Annotated in this window: 20 protein-coding genes; 2 read left to right on the top strand and 18 right to left on the bottom strand. The window is 59.0% G+C overall.

Annotated elements, in window-relative coordinates:
* Window positions 1-34 precede the first annotated feature (34 nt).
* The 9 genes from AC0V2Y_RS14080 to AC0V2Y_RS14040 all read right to left on the bottom strand — a co-directional run bounded on the left by AC0V2Y_RS14080 (window position 35) and on the right by AC0V2Y_RS14040 (window position 7279).
* Window positions 35-769: an immunity 52 family protein gene (locus AC0V2Y_RS14080; protein ID WP_475414221.1), complete on the bottom strand. Its 735-nt coding sequence runs from the start codon at window positions 767-769 to the stop codon at window positions 35-37.
* A gap of 4 nt (window positions 770-773) precedes the next feature.
* Complete coding sequence (locus tag AC0V2Y_RS14075; protein WP_475414222.1) at window positions 774-1325, bottom strand: Tox-REase-5 domain-containing protein; 552 nt, start codon at window positions 1323-1325, stop codon at window positions 774-776.
* Window positions 1326-1363: 38 nt separating this feature from the next.
* On the bottom strand, window positions 1364-1660 hold the full coding sequence (locus tag AC0V2Y_RS14070) for a hypothetical protein (RefSeq protein ID WP_475414223.1): 297 nt from the start codon (window positions 1658-1660) through the stop codon (window positions 1364-1366).
* A gap of 34 nt (window positions 1661-1694) precedes the next feature.
* Window positions 1695-2204, bottom strand: coding sequence for a DUF4123 domain-containing protein (locus AC0V2Y_RS14065; protein ID WP_475414224.1), 510 nt, complete (start codon window positions 2202-2204; stop codon window positions 1695-1697).
* Window positions 2201-2596: a PAAR domain-containing protein gene (locus AC0V2Y_RS14060; protein WP_475414225.1), complete on the bottom strand. Its 396-nt coding sequence runs from the start codon at window positions 2594-2596 to the stop codon at window positions 2201-2203. The genes AC0V2Y_RS14065 and AC0V2Y_RS14060 overlap by 4 nt, the downstream gene beginning before the upstream one ends.
* A 586-nt stretch (window positions 2597-3182) precedes the next feature.
* On the bottom strand, window positions 3183-4793 hold the full coding sequence (gene guaA / locus AC0V2Y_RS14055; RefSeq protein WP_071077664.1) for a glutamine-hydrolyzing GMP synthase: 1611 nt from the start codon (window positions 4791-4793) through the stop codon (window positions 3183-3185).
* 175 nt (window positions 4794-4968) lie between these two features.
* On the bottom strand, window positions 4969-6429 hold the full coding sequence (gene guaB / locus AC0V2Y_RS14050) for an IMP dehydrogenase (protein ID WP_475414226.1): 1461 nt from the start codon (window positions 6427-6429) through the stop codon (window positions 4969-4971).
* 129 nt (window positions 6430-6558) lie between these two features.
* Window positions 6559-6855 carry an RnfH family protein gene (locus AC0V2Y_RS14045; RefSeq protein WP_475414227.1) on the bottom strand — a complete coding sequence of 99 codons (297 nt, stop codon included), beginning with the start codon at window positions 6853-6855 and terminating at the stop codon, window positions 6559-6561.
* Window positions 6848-7279, bottom strand: coding sequence for a type II toxin-antitoxin system RatA family toxin (locus AC0V2Y_RS14040; RefSeq protein ID WP_035818194.1), 432 nt, complete (start codon window positions 7277-7279; stop codon window positions 6848-6850). Before AC0V2Y_RS14040 ends, AC0V2Y_RS14045 begins: the two co-directional genes overlap by 8 nt.
* 93 nt (window positions 7280-7372) lie before the next feature.
* Between AC0V2Y_RS14040 and smpB the strand changes: the two genes are divergently transcribed.
* Window positions 7373-7822, top strand: a complete 450-nt coding sequence (gene smpB / locus AC0V2Y_RS14035; RefSeq protein WP_034784131.1) for an SsrA-binding protein SmpB — start codon at window positions 7373-7375, stop codon at window positions 7820-7822.
* Between the two features lie 311 nt (window positions 7823-8133).
* Here smpB and AC0V2Y_RS14030 read toward each other — a convergent pair whose 3' ends face one another.
* From AC0V2Y_RS14030 to ppsA, 6 genes are all read right to left on the bottom strand, one after another.
* On the bottom strand, window positions 8134-8442 hold the full coding sequence (locus AC0V2Y_RS14030; protein ID WP_010397665.1) for an H-NS histone family protein: 309 nt from the start codon (window positions 8440-8442) through the stop codon (window positions 8134-8136).
* A gap of 329 nt (window positions 8443-8771) precedes the next feature.
* Window positions 8772-8954, bottom strand: a complete 183-nt coding sequence (locus tag AC0V2Y_RS14025) for a hypothetical protein (RefSeq protein ID WP_475414228.1) — start codon at window positions 8952-8954, stop codon at window positions 8772-8774.
* Window positions 8955-9086: 132 nt separating this feature from the next.
* On the bottom strand, window positions 9087-10031 hold the full coding sequence (locus tag AC0V2Y_RS14020) for an SPFH domain-containing protein (RefSeq protein ID WP_326458630.1): 945 nt from the start codon (window positions 10029-10031) through the stop codon (window positions 9087-9089).
* A gap of 15 nt (window positions 10032-10046) precedes the next feature.
* Window positions 10047-10463: an NfeD family protein gene (locus tag AC0V2Y_RS14015; RefSeq protein WP_475414229.1), complete on the bottom strand. Its 417-nt coding sequence runs from the start codon at window positions 10461-10463 to the stop codon at window positions 10047-10049.
* A 177-nt stretch (window positions 10464-10640) separates the two neighbouring features.
* Entirely contained in the window at window positions 10641-11138 is a 498-nt protein-coding gene (locus tag AC0V2Y_RS14010) for a Dps family protein (protein WP_070304020.1), read from the bottom strand.
* Window positions 11139-11285: 147 nt separating this feature from the next.
* Complete coding sequence (gene ppsA, locus AC0V2Y_RS14005) at window positions 11286-13718, bottom strand: phosphoenolpyruvate synthase (protein ID WP_070221573.1); 2433 nt, start codon at window positions 13716-13718, stop codon at window positions 11286-11288.
* 152 nt (window positions 13719-13870) lie between these two features.
* Here ppsA and ppsR point away from each other — a divergent pair, with 152 nt between their 5' ends.
* Window positions 13871-14719, top strand: coding sequence for a posphoenolpyruvate synthetase regulatory kinase/phosphorylase PpsR (gene ppsR / locus AC0V2Y_RS14000; protein WP_475414230.1), 849 nt, complete (start codon window positions 13871-13873; stop codon window positions 14717-14719).
* Window positions 14720-14831: 112 nt separating this feature from the next.
* Here ppsR and AC0V2Y_RS13995 read toward each other — a convergent pair whose 3' ends face one another.
* The 3 genes from AC0V2Y_RS13995 to rnhB are packed head-to-tail and all read right to left on the bottom strand — an operon-like array spanning window position 14832 to window position 17489.
* The gene (locus AC0V2Y_RS13995) at window positions 14832-16046 is read right to left on the bottom strand and encodes an aminotransferase class V-fold PLP-dependent enzyme (RefSeq protein WP_475414231.1); all 1215 of its coding nucleotides are present in this window, start codon (window positions 16044-16046) and stop codon (window positions 14832-14834) included.
* Window positions 16047-16068: 22 nt separating this feature from the next.
* Window positions 16069-16854 carry a TrmH family RNA methyltransferase gene (locus AC0V2Y_RS13990; RefSeq protein ID WP_475414232.1) on the bottom strand — a complete coding sequence of 262 codons (786 nt, stop codon included), beginning with the start codon at window positions 16852-16854 and terminating at the stop codon, window positions 16069-16071.
* A complete protein-coding gene (gene rnhB, locus AC0V2Y_RS13985; RefSeq protein WP_475414233.1) occupies window positions 16851-17489 on the bottom strand; it encodes a ribonuclease HII in 639 nt (212 codons plus the stop codon). The genes AC0V2Y_RS13990 and rnhB overlap by 4 nt, the downstream gene beginning before the upstream one ends.
* Window positions 17490-17500 lie beyond the last annotated feature (11 nt).

The raw sequence follows: 17500 nt of genomic DNA, 5'->3' as shown, positions 1-17500 counted from the left end.
GCAGGATATTTTCATCGAAGCGAGTTATCCTTCGTCAAATATCGACATAACGAGGCAGCAAGTCCTGATCGACCAGACGAATTTCAATGGCATTGGCGATCTTGACGTGCTCAGGATTCTCATCATTGAAAGGCTCGTCGGTGACACTCACGATGATGGTGCCGATCTGCTTGTCTTTACCTTGCTCGCCCGTCGCCATGACGGGCACTAAAGCGCGTGCCTCTGGCACCTGTTGGACCGTGAGTATGCGCGGCAGGTACAACATCCAGCCAACACCGGGACGATCCTTGAAGACCTGTTTTTTAAAATACTGATTACGTGCAACCGTGATAAAGACCGGCCGCAGGGACCTCGCGATAATGGACAGCAGCTCTTTCACGCCATCAATGCCGAGTCGTCTCGTGCCTTGACCGTGATCGCTGATCCTAAAAGTCCGTGCGGGCCAGTCACTGTCGCTGAACCCAAGCGCCATGGTCGCGCCTTCACCGTCACCGAGTTCGCCATTCCAGGCACTGAGAAATCGGGATGTCTCACCCTTGAACTCGGCTTCAAGTACGGCTTCAGCGGCTGTGGTGAGTTCCCCCGAGGCATCGAAGACCGGATACAGAAACGACTTCGCTTCCGTATCCTGCGATAGAAACCAGTTTTTCCCAAATGCCGCAGTTTTATTCAAAAACTGGATAGTGATCGCGATTTCTTGGACGTTAGGTCGGAAAGCGAGAGAGGTACGCGTTGCATCGCGCTTATAAGAAACATTGATTATTGTCATATTTTTATGGAAGGTAGTAGGCGGTAATTCCCAAGGCAGCTAATTTGGGCTCCATATATTCGTAAGCGAGTGGCGTTTGAAAGTACCATTTCAGCGAGGCCGGCGGATTACCCATGACAATCTTTGACTGGTCTGTGGCCTGCTTTAATTCCATCCTCATGAAAATATTTTCTTGGAAATCGTACCTGAATTCGCCGTTTGCCTTGAAAAATTGATCATAATCCGCTTTTGCTTCCTGCAACAAGCACAGGCGGGATTGGAAGCCGTCAAAGTCCTTTCCTTCGAACAACCATTCCATACCAATCAGAAAACCGGTGATACGGGCTTGATAATCGCGCGCGGCTGGCGACATGCTGTGTGGAACAGCCATAAGCGTACCCTTGTCTGGCGGGCACCGACATCTTTCTTTGGTATCGCTTCGCGTCTCGGCACGCGCGAGGGGGGTGACGCGGGCGTCTTTTGCCTCTTCTGCCTCTTTTTTGCGTTTGCGCAATGCCTCGTCCGTGATCACGGCACCTGCGGCGGCGACACCCAAGGCTAACAAAATTTTCTCCACGACTGCTGGTATCACCAATATCGGTAGCGCGCCCATTATTACTCACCTTCCAGTTTTTTATCCATTACAGCGATCAGTTCGTCGAACCGCTGCTCCGGCGTGGCGCCGGGCTTGCGCAGGTAGGCATCGACTAGCGGGTCGTCATGGATCCCGGGTGCGTCGGCTGACAGGTACATCAGATGTACCATATGCGGCGTGGACCTAAAACCGATTCGAATGGCGTAGGTGTAGGCCGCCAGCATGCGCTCGATCACGGTCGCCCGGCCTGGCTGGCTTGCCATGTCGGCACGCTTGGACAAAAATTGGTCCGCCACTGCGATGACGAAATCGCTCATGTCGCCCGTCTGGACGGCACGCCATTGCTCCTCACTAAACGTCAGCATCGCGCCTCCCTATGATTGCCCGCTTGCCGTCGAGCAGCAAGTGCCATTCATGAATGTGGCCAAACATCGCCTCCCGCTGTGCCGGCTCAAGTATTTTTGCCAGCTTCACCAACACGCGCGGATCCCAAAAGCGCAGCAGCGCTGCGCGGCCATCCGGTAGCCGTGTTTCCAAGTGTAGTTGCAGCAACTGCGCCAGGCCACCAAGGTCCTGCACGGCGAACAGCCAGGTAACGGAAGGTGTTTCTTGCTCCAGTGCGGCCAGGTCTCCAAGAAACGAAGGCGCTGCTCCCGCCACGTCGACCAACCAGGGGCCTGCATGCGCGAGCGCAGCGTCGGGTGTGCCGGTAAATAGCGGGTAGCGCGTCCCATCTTCCGTCATGCGCGTTTGGCGGTGTGTCTCATATTGAACACCGTCGACCAGTGCGTATAGGCACAGCGCCGAGTGATGTTGCTGAAGTTGCTTCAGGCGTTCCAGGACGTCAATCAATATTGTCACTCCCTGATAACGGTGGTCGCGCCAGCGGCGGCAGCGGACAGCAAGCATTCGAGGCAAATGCCGGAGTCGGTATTTGCGGCGATGTTGCCGGCGGTTTCCATCACGTCATTGTCGTCGACATCAGCCGGGTCGCCCACGCTGGACTGGTCCAACCAGATCGTCGTGATTTGGCCGGAAATCAGTTTTGCACCGCAAGCGGTCGAATCCATGTGACGCGCATAACCGTTGCCACTGCCGTCTACCAGGTCGCTCGGCCCGGACGTGATGGGGAACGTGCCCTTGCATTTGGGGCATACCGTCATGTCGCCGACGCGCGCTATATTCTTGCCATTGATGTCACAAGTGAAATCGGCGCTGATAACCGTGCCACCATGACTGGTCTTGTCGCCCATGACAATGAGAGGTCTGCTCAAATGATGCTCCTGAATAGGTGCTGCAACGCAATAAGTTGCATTTATGGCATATTTTCCAGACACGTCAGGTAAGCACGATTCAAAATGAATAATAATGCGGTTGGATCGGAGCGCAATGAGCTTTTCTTTGTTCTAAATGCGAATTGGGACATTGATGCCGATGTAAAAGGTAGACTTGAACCTTCCCCGGCATAACGGATGGTAAATGGTATTATTTTCGATCGAGCAACCACGGCAGAATGCCTGCTTCTGAGCGGTATAACGGCACAGTTGGCTTCGACAGCCTACCCCTCATTTACTTGAGGCGCGAAATAGGATCGACGATCTTGCATGCTGGCGGTAGAGTTGCCATCGCGGCTGACGCGACATGGCACCTGACGGTATCACGCCAAAACAGAAGCTTGCGATGGCCGCTTAACCTCTACTTTTAGTGCAATCTAAAATGGGGGGATTACCCTGCTATGGGTTGCTTGGGTTTGTCAGACAAAATAAAAAAAGCCCCTGAAAAATCAGGGGCTTAGCTGTTGCATTGACCCGGCGTTACCTTACGGTGCCGGACGGGAGATTATTCCCACTCAATGGTCGCCGGCGGCTTGCCCGAAATATCGTAGACGACGCGGTTGATGCCGCGCACTTCATTGATGATGCGGTTCGACACCTTGCCCAGCAGGCTGTGCGGCAGGTGCGCCCAATGCGCCGTCATGAAGTCCTGCGTCTGCACGGCGCGCAGGGCCACCACGTATTCGTAGGTGCGGCCGTCGCCCATCACGCCCACCGATTTGACGGGCAGGAAGACGGCAAAAGCCTGGCTCGTCGCTTCGTACCAGTTGGTCGGCACGCTATCCTGGTCGAAGCCAGGCACCACCACCGGTTCATACGGCGTATTGCGCAGTTCTTCGATGAAGATGGCGTCGGCGCGGCGCAGCAGGTCGGCGTAGTCTTTCTTGACTTCGCCGAGGATGCGCACGCCCAGGCCCGGGCCCGGGAACGGGTGGCGGTAGACCATGTCATGCGGCAAGCCCAGGGCCACGCCCAGTTTGCGCACTTCGTCCTTGAACAGTTCGCGCAACGGTTCGAGCAGCTTGAGCTTCATGGTGTCCGGCAAGCCGCCCACGTTGTGGTGGCTCTTGATGGTCTGGCCCTTCTTGCCCTTGCCGGCCGATTCGATGACGTCCGGGTAGATCGTGCCTTGCGCCAGCCATTTGGCGTTGACCAGCTTGCCGGATTCCACCTGAAAGACTTCGACGAATTCGCGACCGATGATCTTGCGCTTCTGCTCGGGGTCGGTGACGCCGGCCAAGTGGCCCATGAACTGCTCTTCCGCATCGACGCGGATGACTTTCACGCCCAGGTTCTTGGCGAACATGTCCATCACCATCTTGCCTTCGTCCAGGCGCAGCAGGCCATGGTCGACGAAGACGCAGGTCAGCTGGTCGCCGATGGCGCGGTGGATCAGCGCAGCGGCCACGGACGAATCGACGCCGCCGGACAAGCCCAGGATGACATCATCGGTACCGACTTGCGCGCGGATCTTTTCCACCGCTTCGCTGATGTAGTCAGGCATGTTCCAGTCCGACTTGCAACCACAGATCTCATGCACGAAACGGCCGATCATGGCCTTGCCCTGCACCGTGTGCGTCACTTCCGGATGGAATTGCACGCCGTAGAACTGGCGCTCTTCATCGGCCATGGCGGCGATCGGGCAGCTTGGGGTGTTGCCCATCAGTTTGAAGCCTGGTGGCATTTCCAGCACCTTGTCGCCATGGCTCATCCACACTTTCAGCATGCCGTGGCCTTCGTCGGTGACGAAGTCGGCAATACCGTTGAGCAATTTGGTGTGGCTGCGGGCGCGCACTTCGGCGTAGCCGAATTCGCGTACCAGGCCGTTTTCCACCTTGCCGCCCAGCTGGGCCGCCATGGTTTGCATGCCGTAGCAGATGCCCAGCACGGGCACGCCCAGCTCGAACACGGCTTGCGGCGCGCGCGGCGAATCGCCGTCCAGCGTGGAGTTGTGGCTGCCCGACAGGATCACGCCGGCGGCGCCATAGTTGCGCACGAATTCGTCGCTGACGTCATACGGAAAGACTTCGGAAAACACGCCGGAATCGCGCACGCGGCGGGCGATCAACTGGGTGACTTGGGAACCGAAATCGAGAATGAGGATTTTAGAATGCATGATGGGGACTTTATCTGAGGTCATTACAAAACCGGCGCACTAGGCGCCGGTCTGGTCTGTCGCTACCACAATAGCGTAGCTGGAAAACTGTTCAGGGCAAGGCGCAGTGCCGAAGACAGTACGAATAGTACGGCGAGGCACTGGAACGCAGTCATGGACAGTTTCTCCAGTACGCTTACTCTGAACGGTAGTTAGGGGCTTCTTTGGTAATCTGCACATCATGGACATGCGACTCGCGCATGCCGGCCGAGGTGATTTCCACGAATTCCGCCTTTTCGCGCAGTTCGTCGATGGTGGCGCAACCGCAGTAACCCATCGATTGACGCACGCCGCCCACCAGCTGGAAGATGATCGCCAGCACGCTGCCCTTGTAGGCCACGCGGCCTTCGATACCTTCAGGCACAAACTTGTCGGCCTTCATGGTGGCGTCCTGGAAATAGCGGTCGGCCGAACCATCGGACATCGCGCCCAGCGAACCCATGCCGCGGTACGATTTGTAGCTGCGGCCCTGGTACAGGATCACTTCGCCCGGTGCTTCTTCCGTACCGGCAAACATGGAACCCATCATGACGGTCGAGGCGCCGGCGGCCAGCGCTTTCGAGATATCGCCCGAGAAGCGGATGCCGCCGTCGGCGATACATGGCACGCCCGTGCCGGCCAAAGCTTCGGCCACGTTCGAGATGGCGGTGATTTGCGGCACGCCCACACCGGCGACGATACGCGTGGTGCAGATCGAACCAGGACCGATGCCGACCTTGACCGCATCGGCGCCGTATTCCACCAGCGCCTTGGCGGCGGCGGCGGTAGCGATGTTGCCGCCAATCACTTCCACTTGCGGGTACTTGGTCTTGATCCAGCGTACGCGATCGAGAATGCCTTGCGAGTGGCCGTGGGCCGTGTCGACCACCAGCACGTCGACGCCGGCGGCGACCAGCAGGTCGATGCGCTCTTCATCCTTGGCGCCCACGCCGACGGCAGCGCCGACCAACAGTTTGCCCTGGCTGTCTTTCGACGCGAACGGGTGGGAAGTCGACTTCTGGATATCCTTGACGGTGATCAGGCCGCGCAGTTCAAACGCGTCGTTGACGACCAGCACGCGCTCGAGGCGGTGCTTGTTCATCAGGCGCTTGGCTTCGGCCGTATCGGCGTCTTCCTTGACGACCACCAGCTTTTCGCGCGGGGTCATCTTGGCGGAAGCTTCCGCGTCGAGTTCCTGCTCAAAGCGCAAATCGCGGTTGGTGATGATGCCGACGACTTCCTTGCCTTTGACGACAGGGAAACCGCTGATGCCGTATTGTTCCGTCAGGGCGATCACGTCGCGGATTTTCATGTCCGGCGGAATCGTGATCGGATCGCGCAGCACGCCAGCTTCGAAACGTTTTACGCGGGCCACTTCACGTGCCTGGTCCTTCGGATTCAAATTCTTGTGGATGATGCCGATGCCGCCTTCCTGGGCCATCGCGATCGCCAGACGGGCTTCCGTCACCGTATCCATGGCTGCGGACAGCAAGGGAATATTCAGGGTGATATTGCGGGTCAGGCGAGTTTTGAGGGACGTATCGGCGGGCAGAACGTTGGAGTAGGCTGGGACGAGCAGCACGTCATCGAATGTGAGTGCTTTTTGAAGTAGACGCATAGCATTTCCTATTGGCGCAAAAGCAGATTATACAGAAAAAAGCGCCCTCCGTCCTTGCAGCATAGAAAAGATATTTAAAAATGGCAAAAAAATGACCCTCGCCATGTAGCGGCCAGGCAAGCACCGCCCTCAGGCCTTGGCGGGCTTGCTGCCAGCGCGGCGCCGGCGCGCTTCTTTCGGGTCCGCCTGCAGGGGACGATACACCTCCACCCGGTCATGCTCGTGCAATACGGTATCCAAAGGCTTCTTCTTGCCATAGATGCCCACCATATTGATGGCCAGGTCGATGCCGGGGATGGCCTGCAGCAAGCCGCTCTGCGTCACCGCCTGTTCGATGGTGGTGCCGGCGGGCACCGTCAAGGTACGCAGGAAACTGCTATCCGGCAAGGCGTAACAGACTTGCACCTGAATGCTGGCCTCAGCCATACACGGTCTCCGCGCGCTTGCAAAAGGAATCGACCATGCTGTTGGCGATCATGCCGAAGACGGGGCCGATGATCTGCTCCAGCACGCGGCTGGAAAATTCGTAGTGCAGGTCCAGTTCGATCTTGCAGGCATCTTCGCGCAGAGCCTTGAAGGTCCACACGCCGTCGAGGGTCTTGAAAGGACCGTCCACCAGCTTCATCTTGATGGAAGTCGGCGGCACGTTCTCGTTGGATGTGGTGAAGCTTTGACGCACGCCGTGGTAATGTATGCCCACGCTGGCGACAACCGTGTTCTCGCCCCGCTCGCGAATCTCGACCGCACCGCACCAGGGCAGGAATTTGGGATAATCCTCCACCGCCGCCACCAGCGCGAACATTTGTTCGGCGCTATAGCCGAGAAAAACTGATTTATGTACTACTGCCATTGAAGAACCATTTGCTATGATGTTGGATACATTTGATTTTATCGCGCTTGCGCGAGACAGTAGTTTAACCGACCCGCGCACATTTACCATCTCATGACCATAGCAGACAACAGAAAAGCCTTCCACGACTACTTTATCGAGGATCGCTACGAAGCGGGCATCGTACTGGAAGGCTGGGAAGTCAAAGCCATCCGCGACGCCCGCGTACAAATCAAGGAAGCCTACGTCGTCGTCCGCGGCGATGAACTCTTCCTGTTCGGCGCGCATATCAGCGCCCTGCCGACCGCCTCCACCCACATCCACCCGGAAGCGGTGCGCACGCGCAAGCTGCTGCTGCACCGCGCGGAAATGGATAAGCTGATCGGCAAGGTGGAACGCTCGGGCTACACCCTGGTGCCGCTCAACCTGCACTACAAAGGCGGCCGAGTGAAATGCGAAATCGGTCTGGCCAAAGGCAAGAAACAGCACGACAAGCGGGCGGCGGAACGCGACCGCGATGGCGCGCGCGAAGTACAGGCGGCAATGAAGTCGCACCGCCGCTGATCCGGCACTGCGCGCAGCATGCTGCGCCGATACCAGCAAGCCCGGCTATATGCCGGGTTTTATTTTGCCGATTGCCTGCGCCCAGCGGAAAAACTCAGCGCGACGGGAATAAAACAGGGAAAGAAAGAGATAAAGCGGGAGAAAGACTGGTATTGGCGAAAATACCGTGGAGATACGGCGATATGCATCAGCTTGGCCTGTCTGGCCCAAGACAACAGTAAAGTTCCGGATGCTTGCGTGCTGCCTGGTATTACCCCTGCACGACTCCACAGGACAAGCATCCGAATGAACGGTTTTTTACGCCTTCAGAATCAAACCTTCAGCAGATCACGCGACTTGCCCGAATCGGTCCACTCCTTGACCCATTTCGGTTGACGGCCACGGCCAGTCCATTGCTGCGTCGCGTCGTCCGGATTGCGATAGCGTACGGCAACCGTGCCGGTTTTAGCGCGGATGCCCGTACCAACCAGGTCTTTTACGGAAACGCCGACGCTCTGGGCAATCGCCAGGATTTGTTCGCGCGCCTTGGACAGATCGTCCTGTTCGCGTTTCTTCATTTGCTTCTTGATGTCGTCCTGCAAGGTGCGCAGTTCGGACAGGGATAAGCTGGACAGATCCATGATATTTCCTTGTGTGAGTTGAAAAATATAACTGAACAGTTAAATTCTATCCAATTGTAACGCGACTGAGGTGATTTTTTCTAAAGATTTGATTGTTTTTTACAATTCTTTTACCAAAAAACCGACTTCCCCGGCTTTCAAGCGATGTAAATCATCAATCAAGGAGGGAACAGCGCACATGAACCGTCTGCGCAAGTACCTCTACCCCTGCCTGGTGCGGTGGCGATGCAATACAGCGCCATCGGCCGCATTTATTCTGCAGTAATTTTTGTTTCATTGCAATTTATAGTAATTCTAAATAACAATTCAAAAATAGACATGGGCCAATACTATCGCCCATCGCCCATCGCATCAAACCCGATCCCGACATCTGCACCGGACATCGGCGCAATCATCACCATGCATGCGCGGCAGATTTTACGCCATTCAAAGAAATCAGCGCCGCACGACAGCACATAATCCCGAAAGTGCGCACAGCATAGCATGAAGAAAATATTTTCAGCGTTACGCATTCACCTGCAGATACTCCTTCCCGGCTGCTGCCAGATAATCATGGCGGCGCAAATGCAAACTGCCCGCTATACAGCGGGCAGTTTGGACAACAAACATGCTACGGATTTGCTATTCACCCAAGCGGCAGGCAATCAAGGAATGGCCACGCCGCTTTTCGGTTTCTGCGTTTTTACCACCTGCATCGCCGTGGCGATCAAACCGCTCATATCGCCCAGATTGGCCGGTACGATAATCGAGTTATTCGTTTTCGCCAATTGCGCGAAGGCGCCCACATACTGCTCGGCCACTTTCAGGTTGACGGCATCTTCACCACCCGGCTCGCGGATGGCGGCGCCCACCTGGCGCAACGCTTCGGCGCTGGCCTGCGCCAGCGCGACGATGGCCGTGGCCTGGCCCTCGGCGCGGTTGATCGATGCCTGCTTCTCGCCTTCCGAACGGGCAATATTCGCTTCCCGCTCGCCGCTGGCGATATTGATCTGCTCCTGCTTGCGCCCTTCCGAGGCGGCAATCAGCGCGCGCTTTTCGCGCTCGGCCGTAATCTGCGCCTGCATCGCATGCAAAATTTCCTTGGGCGGCGTCAAATCCTTGATTTCATAGCGCAATACCTTGACGCCCCAATTCGCCGCCGATTCATCGATGGCATTCACAATGGCCGTATTGATATGGTCGCGCTCTTCAAATGTCTTGTCGAGTTCCATTTTACCGATCACCGAACGCAAGGTCGTTTGCGCCAGTTGCGTAATGGCGGCAATATAATTCGACGAGCCGTATGAAGCACGCATCGCATCGGTAATCTGGAAATACAGAATACCATCCACCTGCAATTGCGTATTGTCACGCGTAATGCACACCTGCGGCGGCACGTCGAGTGGAATTTCCTTAAGCACGTGCTTGTAAGCGATACGATCAACAAAAGGCACGACAATATTCAGGCCAGGCCCCAATACCGCATGGAACTTACCCAAACGTTCCACCACCCACGCATGCTGCTGCGGCACCACATTGACCGTCTTGAAGACAAATACCAACGCCAGCAATAACAAGATCAGCGACATGCTTCCGATACTTACTTCCATAATCTATTCTCCAGGTTATCCAACAATCAAACGGCTTCCACGCACGGCACGTATCGTGTAATGACCGGCCTGCGTATCGCTGCCGGGAATCAGTTCCACATCCCACAAGGCGCCGCGATACATGACGCGCGCCACGCCATCGACCCAATGCGCGACCGCCACGCTTTGGCCGATATCCAGATTCACATTCGGATCCTGCGCCGCATCGCGCCGCCCCGCCCTGCCAAAACGGCTGCGCCGCAATAACAGCGTAGCCGCCACGCCGACCACGGCGGCCGTCAAGGCCTGCCAACTGCCATTTCCGCCGGCCAGCGCCACCAATCCTCCGGCACTGATGCCGATGGCGATCATCAGCAGATAAAACGTGCCCGTGAACAGCTCCAGGATCAATACCGCGCCAGCCGCTACAAACCAGCCTACCCATTCAGCCATGATGCCTCCATCTTTGTGAATCCAAAATAAAAAACCCCGCAGCCTATATAAGCGACGGGGTTTAATGCGCTGTACTGCCTGATATTATTCTTGCCAAACACCTATATACAAGCAGTCTAACGCAATTCCAGATGACGTCAATAGCCGGGGGCGAATTAGCGCCGCCAGACCAGCCAATTATTCCTCGAGCAGGCTGCGCAGCATCCACGCCGTCTTTTCATGCAGATCGAGGCGCTGCGTGATCAGGTCGGCCGTCGGCTGGTCATTGGCTTTTTCCAGCAGCGGGAACAGGCGGCGCGCCGTGCGCGCGGTCGCTTCCTGCGCCGCCACCAGGTGGCTGACCATGTCCAGGGCCGGCGGCACGCCGTCGATTTCCTTGATCGAAGCAAGCTTGACGAATTCCTTGTAGGTGCCGGGCGCCGGATAGCCGAGAGCGCGGATACGCTCGGCGATCAGGTCCAGCGCGGCCCACTGCTCCGTGTATTGCGTCATGAACATCAGGTGCAGGGTGTTGAACATCGGTCCCTTGACGTTCCAGTGAAAATTATGCGTCATCAGGTACAAGGTGTAGCTGTCGGCCAGCAGGCCGGACAGGCCTTCCGCAATCTTCGCGCGGTCCGCCTCGGAAATGCCGATGTCGATCTTTGCCACCTTGCTCGGTTTCTTGCTTGCCATGTGAACTCCCGTTTCAATATATTGGTGGAATCATTTTAGCTGATCTGGCGCAAGCCCATCGGATACTCCCGTGCGCCCCATGGCAGGCATAAAAAAACCCGCTGCCGGGTCAGCGGCAGCGGGTTTTTCAGCGGACGGGAAAGACGCTTACGCTTTCAGCGCAGCCAGCTTTTGCCACGTATCGATCACCGAGTCGGGATTCAGGGACATCGACTCGATACCCTGCTCCATCAGCCAGACGGCGAAGTCCGGATGGTCGGAAGGCCCCTGGCCGCAGATGCCGATGTACTTGCCGCGTGCCAGGCAAGCCTTGATGGCCAGGGCCAGCAGGGCTTTCACGGCAGGATCGCGCTCGTCGAAGTCGGCGGCCAGCAATTCCATGCCGGAATCGCGGTCCAGGCCCAGGGTCAGCTGGGTCAGGTCGTTCGAGCCGATCGAGAAGCCGTCGAAATGGTCGAGGAACTGGTCGGCCAGGATGGCGTTCGACGGTACTTCGCACATCATGATGACGCGCAAGTCGTTCTCGCCGCGCTTCAGGCCATTTTTCGCCAGCAGGTCGATGACTTTCTCGGCCTGGCCCAGGGTACGCACGAATGGCACCATGATTTCCACGTTCGTCAGGCCCATGTCGTTGCGCACGCGCTTCATCGCTTCGCATTCCATGTTGAACGCTTCGGAGAAGTCTGCCGACAGGTAGCGCGCCGCGCCGCGGAAGCCCAGCATCGGGTTTTCCTCGTCCGGCTCGTAGCGCGAACCGCCGATCAGCTTCTTGTACTCGTTCGACTTGAAGTCGGACAGGCGCACGATGACTTTTTTCGGCCAGAACGCGGCGGCGATGGTGGCGATGCCTTCGGCCAGCTTGTCGATATAGAACGCCTTCGGCGAAGCGTGGCCGCGCGCCACCGATTCCACGGCCTTTTTCAGGTCGGCATCGATGTTCGGGTATTCGAGGATCGCGCGCGGATGCACACCAATATTGTTATTGATGATGAATTCCAGACGCGCCAGGCCCACGCCCGCATTCGGCACGGACTGGAAGTCGAACGCCAGCTGCGGATTGCCCACGTTGAGCATGATCTTGGTATCGAGCTTCGGCAATTCGCCGCGCGACACTTCCGATACTTCCGTTTCCAGCAAGCCATCGTAGATCTTGCCTTCGTCGCCTTCGGAGCACACCACGGTGACAAAGGTGCCGTCTTTCAGCACGTCGGTCGCGTCGCCGCAGCCGACGACGGCCGGCACGCCGAGTTCACGGGCGATAATTGCTGCGTGGCAAGTACGGCCGCCACGGTTGGTGACGATGGCCGACGCGCGCTTCATGACCGGTTCCCAGTTCGGGTCCGTCATGTCGGCAACGAGCACGTCGCCTGGTTGCACGCGTTCCATGTCGGCCGGGTCGTGAATCACGCGCACGGGGCCGGCGCCGATCTTCTGGCCGATGGCGCGGCCCGACGTCAGCACGGTGCCGGTGCTCTTCAGCTTGAAGCGTTCCTGCACGTCGGTCGCCTTTTGCTGCGACTTGACGGTTTCAGGGCGTGCCTGCAGGATATACAGCTTGCCGTCGCGGCCATCCTTGCCCCACTCGATGTCCATCGGACGGCCGTAGTGGTTCTCGATGATGACGGCGTACTTTGCCAGCTCCACCACTTCGCTGTCGTTCAGCGAGTAGCGGTTGCGCATTTCCACTGGCACGTCGACGGTTTTCACGGAACGGCCGGCTTTCGCTTCGTTCGTGAATTCCATCTTCAGCAGCTTCGAGCCGATATTGCGGCGGATCACAGGCGACTTGCCCTTTTCCAGCATCGGCTTGTGCACATAGAATTCGTCGGGATTGACGGCGCCCTGCACCACGGTCTCGCCCAGGCCATAGCTGGAAGTGACGAAGACCACGTCCTTGAAGCCCGATTCCGTGTCGATGGTGAACATCACGCCGGCCGCGCCCAGGTCGGAACGCACCATGCGCTGCACGCCCGCCGACAAGGCCACTTCAGCGTGCGTAAAGCCCTTGTGCACGCGGTACGAGATGGCGCGGTCGTTGTACAGCGACGCGAATACCTGTTTCATGGCTTCGAGCACGTTGTCGATGCCGACCACGTTCAGGAAGGTTTCTTGCTGGCCAGCAAAAGACGCGTCCGGCAAGTCTTCGGCCGTGGCCGAGGAGCGCACGGCAAACGACATTTCGGTGTCGGAATCGGCCACCAGCTTGGCGTAGAACTGATCGATTTCAGCGGCCAGGCGTGGCTGGAACGGGGTTTCGACGATCCATTGACGGATCTCGGCGCCGGCTTGCGCCAGCGCGCGCACGTCATCGATGTTCAGCCCTTCGAGGCGCTGGGCGATGCGTTCGGCCAGCGGCAAGCCGCCGTTGGCGCTATACGAGAGGAAATCGCGGAATGCCTGCGCCGTGGTGGCAAAGCCACCGGGCACGCGCACGCCGGCTTCCGCCAGCTGGCTGATCATTTCGCCCAGGGAGGCGTTCTTGCCGCCGACGGATTCAACATCCGTCATGCGCAAATGCTCGAACGAGGCAACATACACCGCGTCCTTGTCTTCCTGCTGTTGCGATACTGCGTTGGTCATAATGACACCCTTACTGATGATAGAAATCTTTACGCGCGGCGCACAGACAGTCTTCTTGTTATTCTTGGCGTCGTGCAGCACAATCATACCGTTACAGCCATTTTACCTTGTGCGGCGCAAATTGACGACGCACAATCTCGATCCAAAGACCCATGACACAAGAACCACGCCCTCCTCTGCCCGCCGCGGCCCGCACCGTCTTCTTCGTTTCGGACGGCACCGGCATCACCGCCGAGACCTTCGGCCATTCGGTGCTGACGCAGTTCGATCTGCGCTTCCGCCAGATCCGCCTGCCCTTCATCGACACCATGGACAAGGCCTACGAGGCGGCGCGCAAGATCAACGAAGCCTTCGCCGCCGATGGCCAGCGCCCCATCATTTTCTCCACCCTCGTGAAGAACGACCTGTCGGCCGTGATCCGCAAGTCCAGCGGCATGCACATGGACCTGATCCAGACCTTCGTCGCCCCGCTGGAGCAGGAACTGGGCGTGATGTCGACCCATACCATCGGGCGTTCGCACAACATCGTCGACAGCGAGGAATACAAGAACCGCATCGAGGCGATCAACTATTCGCTGGCGCACGACGATGGCCAGTCGCACAAGAACCTGTCCTCGGCCGATGTCATTCTGGTGGGTGTTTCGCGCTCTGGCAAGACCCCAACCAGCCTGTATCTGGCCATGCAATACGGTATCAAGGCGGCCAATTATCCGCTGATTCCCGACGATTTCGAGCGCGACAAGCTGCCATCGGCCCTGCTGGAATTTAAGAATAAAATTTTCGGATTAAGCATTACGCCCGAACGTTTGTCGGAAATACGCAACGAAAGACGCGCAGGAAGCAAGTATGCGGCGATTGAAAACTGCCGCTACGAGGTCAACGAGGCGGAAAAGATGATGAAACGCGAAGGCATCCGCTGGCTCTCGTCGACCACCAAGTCGATCGAGGAGATCTCCACGACGATCCTGCAAGAGATTAAGCCGAACCGCCGCGAGTACTAGAACGCCTGACCAAACCTGCTGCGCGTCGGTATAGGCGGCTTGCGATGCTCACCGTACTAGAAGTACGGTTGCGCTTCTCGGCCACCTCTCCCTTCCGCTCGCGACGGTTTTGTCAGGCGTTCGCCTCGCGGGACAGCACCTCCAGCGCCGCCACCAGCCGGTCCAGTTCACCGGTGGTGGTGGTGACGGCCACCGTGGCGCGCACGATGTCGGCATCGCCGACATTGCGCTGCACGGTGAATATGCCAAAGCGCTGCAGCAAGGCTTGCTGCAGATCGCGCGCGCTCATGCCGTCGACGGCGAAGGCGACCAGCGCCGTGCCACGCTTGGCATCGAGCGGCGACAATATGCGCACGCCAGGCAGCTGCGCGGCGCGGCTGACCCAGTAATTGCGCAGCCAGGCCAGGCGTTCCGTCTTGGCCGGCGTGCCGCCCAGGCGCGCATGGAAGTCCAAGGCGGCAGGCGCGGCCAGGATGGCGCCGATCGGCGGCATGCCCATGTGCAGGCGGCTGCGGATATCGTCAAGCGGATAATCGTCGTCGCCACAATGCGGCTCGATCTTGTGCAGCTGCGATGCACGGATATACACGACACCGAGTCCTGCCGGCGCCCCCAGCCATTTGTGCAGATTGAAACCGGCGAAATCGACACCCATGGCCTGCACGTCGACGTCGACCTGCCCCAGCGCATGGGCGCTGTCGAGCAGCACGTCGATACCGTGTTCGCGCGCCAGTGCCATGATGGCCTGCAGCGGCAGTTGCTGGCCATTGGCCGGCGCCACCTGCGACAGCAGCAGCAATTTCGGCTTGACGGCCTGGCGCATGGCTTGCGCGTAACGGGCGATGATCTCGTCATCGCCGATGGGCAAGCGCAAGGTGACTTGCGTGCTGGTGACGCCACGGCGCTGCGCCAGCCAGCGCATGGCCGTGCGCATGGCCGGATAGTCGAGATTACTCCACAGCACCGTATCGCCGGGCGCCAGGCCGTGGTATTGCGTGATCAGCACCTGCATCGACTCGGTGCCGCTGCGGGTCAGCAGGATCTCGTGCGGCTGCGCATGGATCAGCGCGGCGACGCGCTGGCGCAGAATATCCACATGCGTGCGCGTGAATTCTCCGCGCACGAAGGGACTTAGTTGCTCGTTGGTGTAGCGCACGGCCTGCTCAAAGGCCGCTTGCACGGGGGCCGCCATGGCGCCGAAATAGCCATGCTCAAGGTTGACGATGGCGTCCGGCGGCGCGGGATACAACGCGGCGACATGGCGCCACCAGGCCTCGTCGCGTGCGGCACCGTCGGCGAGCAAAGGGAAAACAGGATAATCAGGCATGGCTGGCCTCGGTGCGAAAGTGTCAGGACTGGCCCTGGCGCAGCTGTTCGAAGAAGCACACGGCGGCGCAGGCGGCCACGTTCAGTGATTCGATCTGCCCCAGGTGGGGAATGACCACCTGGTGCGTCGCCATCGACAGCAGGTCGTCGGCCACGCCCTGCCCTTCATGGCCGAACAGCCAGGCGACGGGCTGGCGCAGGTCGACGTCGTACAATCGCTGGGTGGCGTAGCCGCTGGTGGCCAGCGTCGCCACCTTGGCGTTCGATACGAGTGCCGCCAGGTCGACGTTTTCAAAGATGTCGAGCACGAAGTGCGCGCCCATCGCCGCGCGCAGCACCTTGGGCGACCAGCAGAACGCCGTGCCGGCACTGCAGTACACCTGCGTGATGCCGGCGGCGGCCGCGCTGCGCAGGATGGAGCCCACGTTACCCGGGTCTTGCAGGTTATCGAGCAGCACGGCCGACACGCTCAGGGGCTGCGTGACGGCCCGTTCCGGCGTCTCGATGAGGAACATCACGCCCACGCCGTGCTCGACCTGGCTCACCGCGTGGTACAGCGCGTCGGGCAAGCCCAGTACGTGCGCGCGCCGGCTTTCCAGCTGACCGACGATGTCCGCCACTTCGGGGTTCTGCAAGGCGCTTTCGCTGACGATGCACTGCTCCGGCATGCCGCGCAGCTGCAGGTACGACTGGCACAGGTGCACGCCGTCGAGCAGGGTGCGGCCCGACTTGCGGCGCGCCTGGGAACTGCCCGCCAGCTTCAATAAATCCTTGTATTGCGCATTGTCGCGCGAGGTGATCGTCTTCATGCGACCACCTCCTGCCCGCCAAACAGGGCGATCACGTTGCGCACGGGCGCGAACGAGCGGCGGTGCACGGGCGAGGCGCCGTGCAGGTGCAGGCGCTCCAGGTGCAATTTGGTGCCATAGCCCTTGTGCTGGTCGAAGCAGTACTCGGGATAGGCCGCATGCAGGCGCACCAGGGCCGCATCGCGCGCCGTCTTGGCCAGGATCGAGGCGGCGGAAATCGAATCGACCTTGTCGTCGCCGCCGACGATCGCCATGCCGCGCACCGGCATCACGGGGCAGCGGTTGCCGTCGATCAGGGCCAGGGTCGGCACGGTCGCCAGGGCTTCGACGGCGCGGCGCATGGCCAGCATCGACGCCTGCAAGATGTTCAGGCGGTCGATTTCCTCTTCCGACGCTTCGGCGATGGCCCAGGCCAAAGCCTTGGCCTTGATCTGCGGCGCCAGCAGCTCGCGCCTGGCTTCGGTTAGTTTTTTCGAGTCGCGCAAGCCGTCGATGGGCTGGTTCGGGTCGAGGATCACGGCGGCGGCGAAGACGGGGCCGGCCAGCGGACCGCGGCCTGCCTCGTCGACGCCGCAGATGATTTCATCGAGCGAGAATGGCAAGTCGTCAAACAGGCCGGGATAGATATTTTTCACGTTGAATCTTT

This window comes from Janthinobacterium sp. BHSEK (genome assembly GCF_056174685.1).
This window is presented reverse-complemented; position numbering and strand designations above follow the sequence as displayed.

Excerpts from the sequence above, each read along its gene's own strand:
- AC0V2Y_RS14080 (WP_475414221.1), bottom strand. The coding sequence starts at position 769 with ATGACAATAATCAATGTTTCTTATAAGCGCGATGCAACGCGTACCTCT.
- guaA (WP_071077664.1), bottom strand. The coding sequence starts at position 4,793 with ATGCATTCTAAAATCCTCATTCTCGATTTCGGTTCCCAAGTCACCCAG.
- AC0V2Y_RS14010 (WP_070304020.1), bottom strand. The coding sequence starts at position 11,138 with ATGGCAAGCAAGAAACCGAGCAAGGTGGCAAAGATCGACATCGGCATT.
- AC0V2Y_RS14015 (WP_475414229.1), bottom strand. The coding sequence starts at position 10,463 with ATGGCTGAATGGGTAGGCTGGTTTGTAGCGGCTGGCGCGGTATTGATC.
- AC0V2Y_RS14060 (WP_475414225.1), bottom strand. The coding sequence starts at position 2,596 with ATGGGCGACAAGACCAGTCATGGTGGCACGGTTATCAGCGCCGATTTC.
- AC0V2Y_RS14045 (WP_475414227.1), bottom strand. The coding sequence starts at position 6,855 with ATGGCTGAGGCCAGCATTCAGGTGCAAGTCTGTTACGCCTTGCCGGAT.
- AC0V2Y_RS14025 (WP_475414228.1), bottom strand. The coding sequence starts at position 8,954 with ATGCGTAACGCTGAAAATATTTTCTTCATGCTATGCTGTGCGCACTTT.
- smpB (WP_034784131.1), top strand. The coding sequence starts at position 7,373 with ATGACCATAGCAGACAACAGAAAAGCCTTCCACGACTACTTTATCGAG.
- AC0V2Y_RS14070 (WP_475414223.1), bottom strand. The coding sequence starts at position 1,660 with ATGAGCGATTTCGTCATCGCAGTGGCGGACCAATTTTTGTCCAAGCGT.
- AC0V2Y_RS13995 (WP_475414231.1), bottom strand. The coding sequence starts at position 16,046 with ATGCCTGATTATCCTGTTTTCCCTTTGCTCGCCGACGGTGCCGCACGC.
- AC0V2Y_RS13990 (WP_475414232.1), bottom strand. The coding sequence starts at position 16,854 with ATGAAGACGATCACCTCGCGCGACAATGCGCAATACAAGGATTTATTG.
- AC0V2Y_RS14040 (WP_035818194.1), bottom strand. The coding sequence starts at position 7,279 with ATGGCAGTAGTACATAAATCAGTTTTTCTCGGCTATAGCGCCGAACAA.
- guaB (WP_475414226.1), bottom strand. The coding sequence starts at position 6,429 with ATGCGTCTACTTCAAAAAGCACTCACATTCGATGACGTGCTGCTCGTC.
- ppsA (WP_070221573.1), bottom strand. The coding sequence starts at position 13,718 with ATGACCAACGCAGTATCGCAACAGCAGGAAGACAAGGACGCGGTGTAT.
- ppsR (WP_475414230.1), top strand. The coding sequence starts at position 13,871 with ATGACACAAGAACCACGCCCTCCTCTGCCCGCCGCGGCCCGCACCGTC.
- AC0V2Y_RS14030 (WP_010397665.1), bottom strand. The coding sequence starts at position 8,442 with ATGGATCTGTCCAGCTTATCCCTGTCCGAACTGCGCACCTTGCAGGAC.
- AC0V2Y_RS14020 (WP_326458630.1), bottom strand. The coding sequence starts at position 10,031 with ATGGAAGTAAGTATCGGAAGCATGTCGCTGATCTTGTTATTGCTGGCG.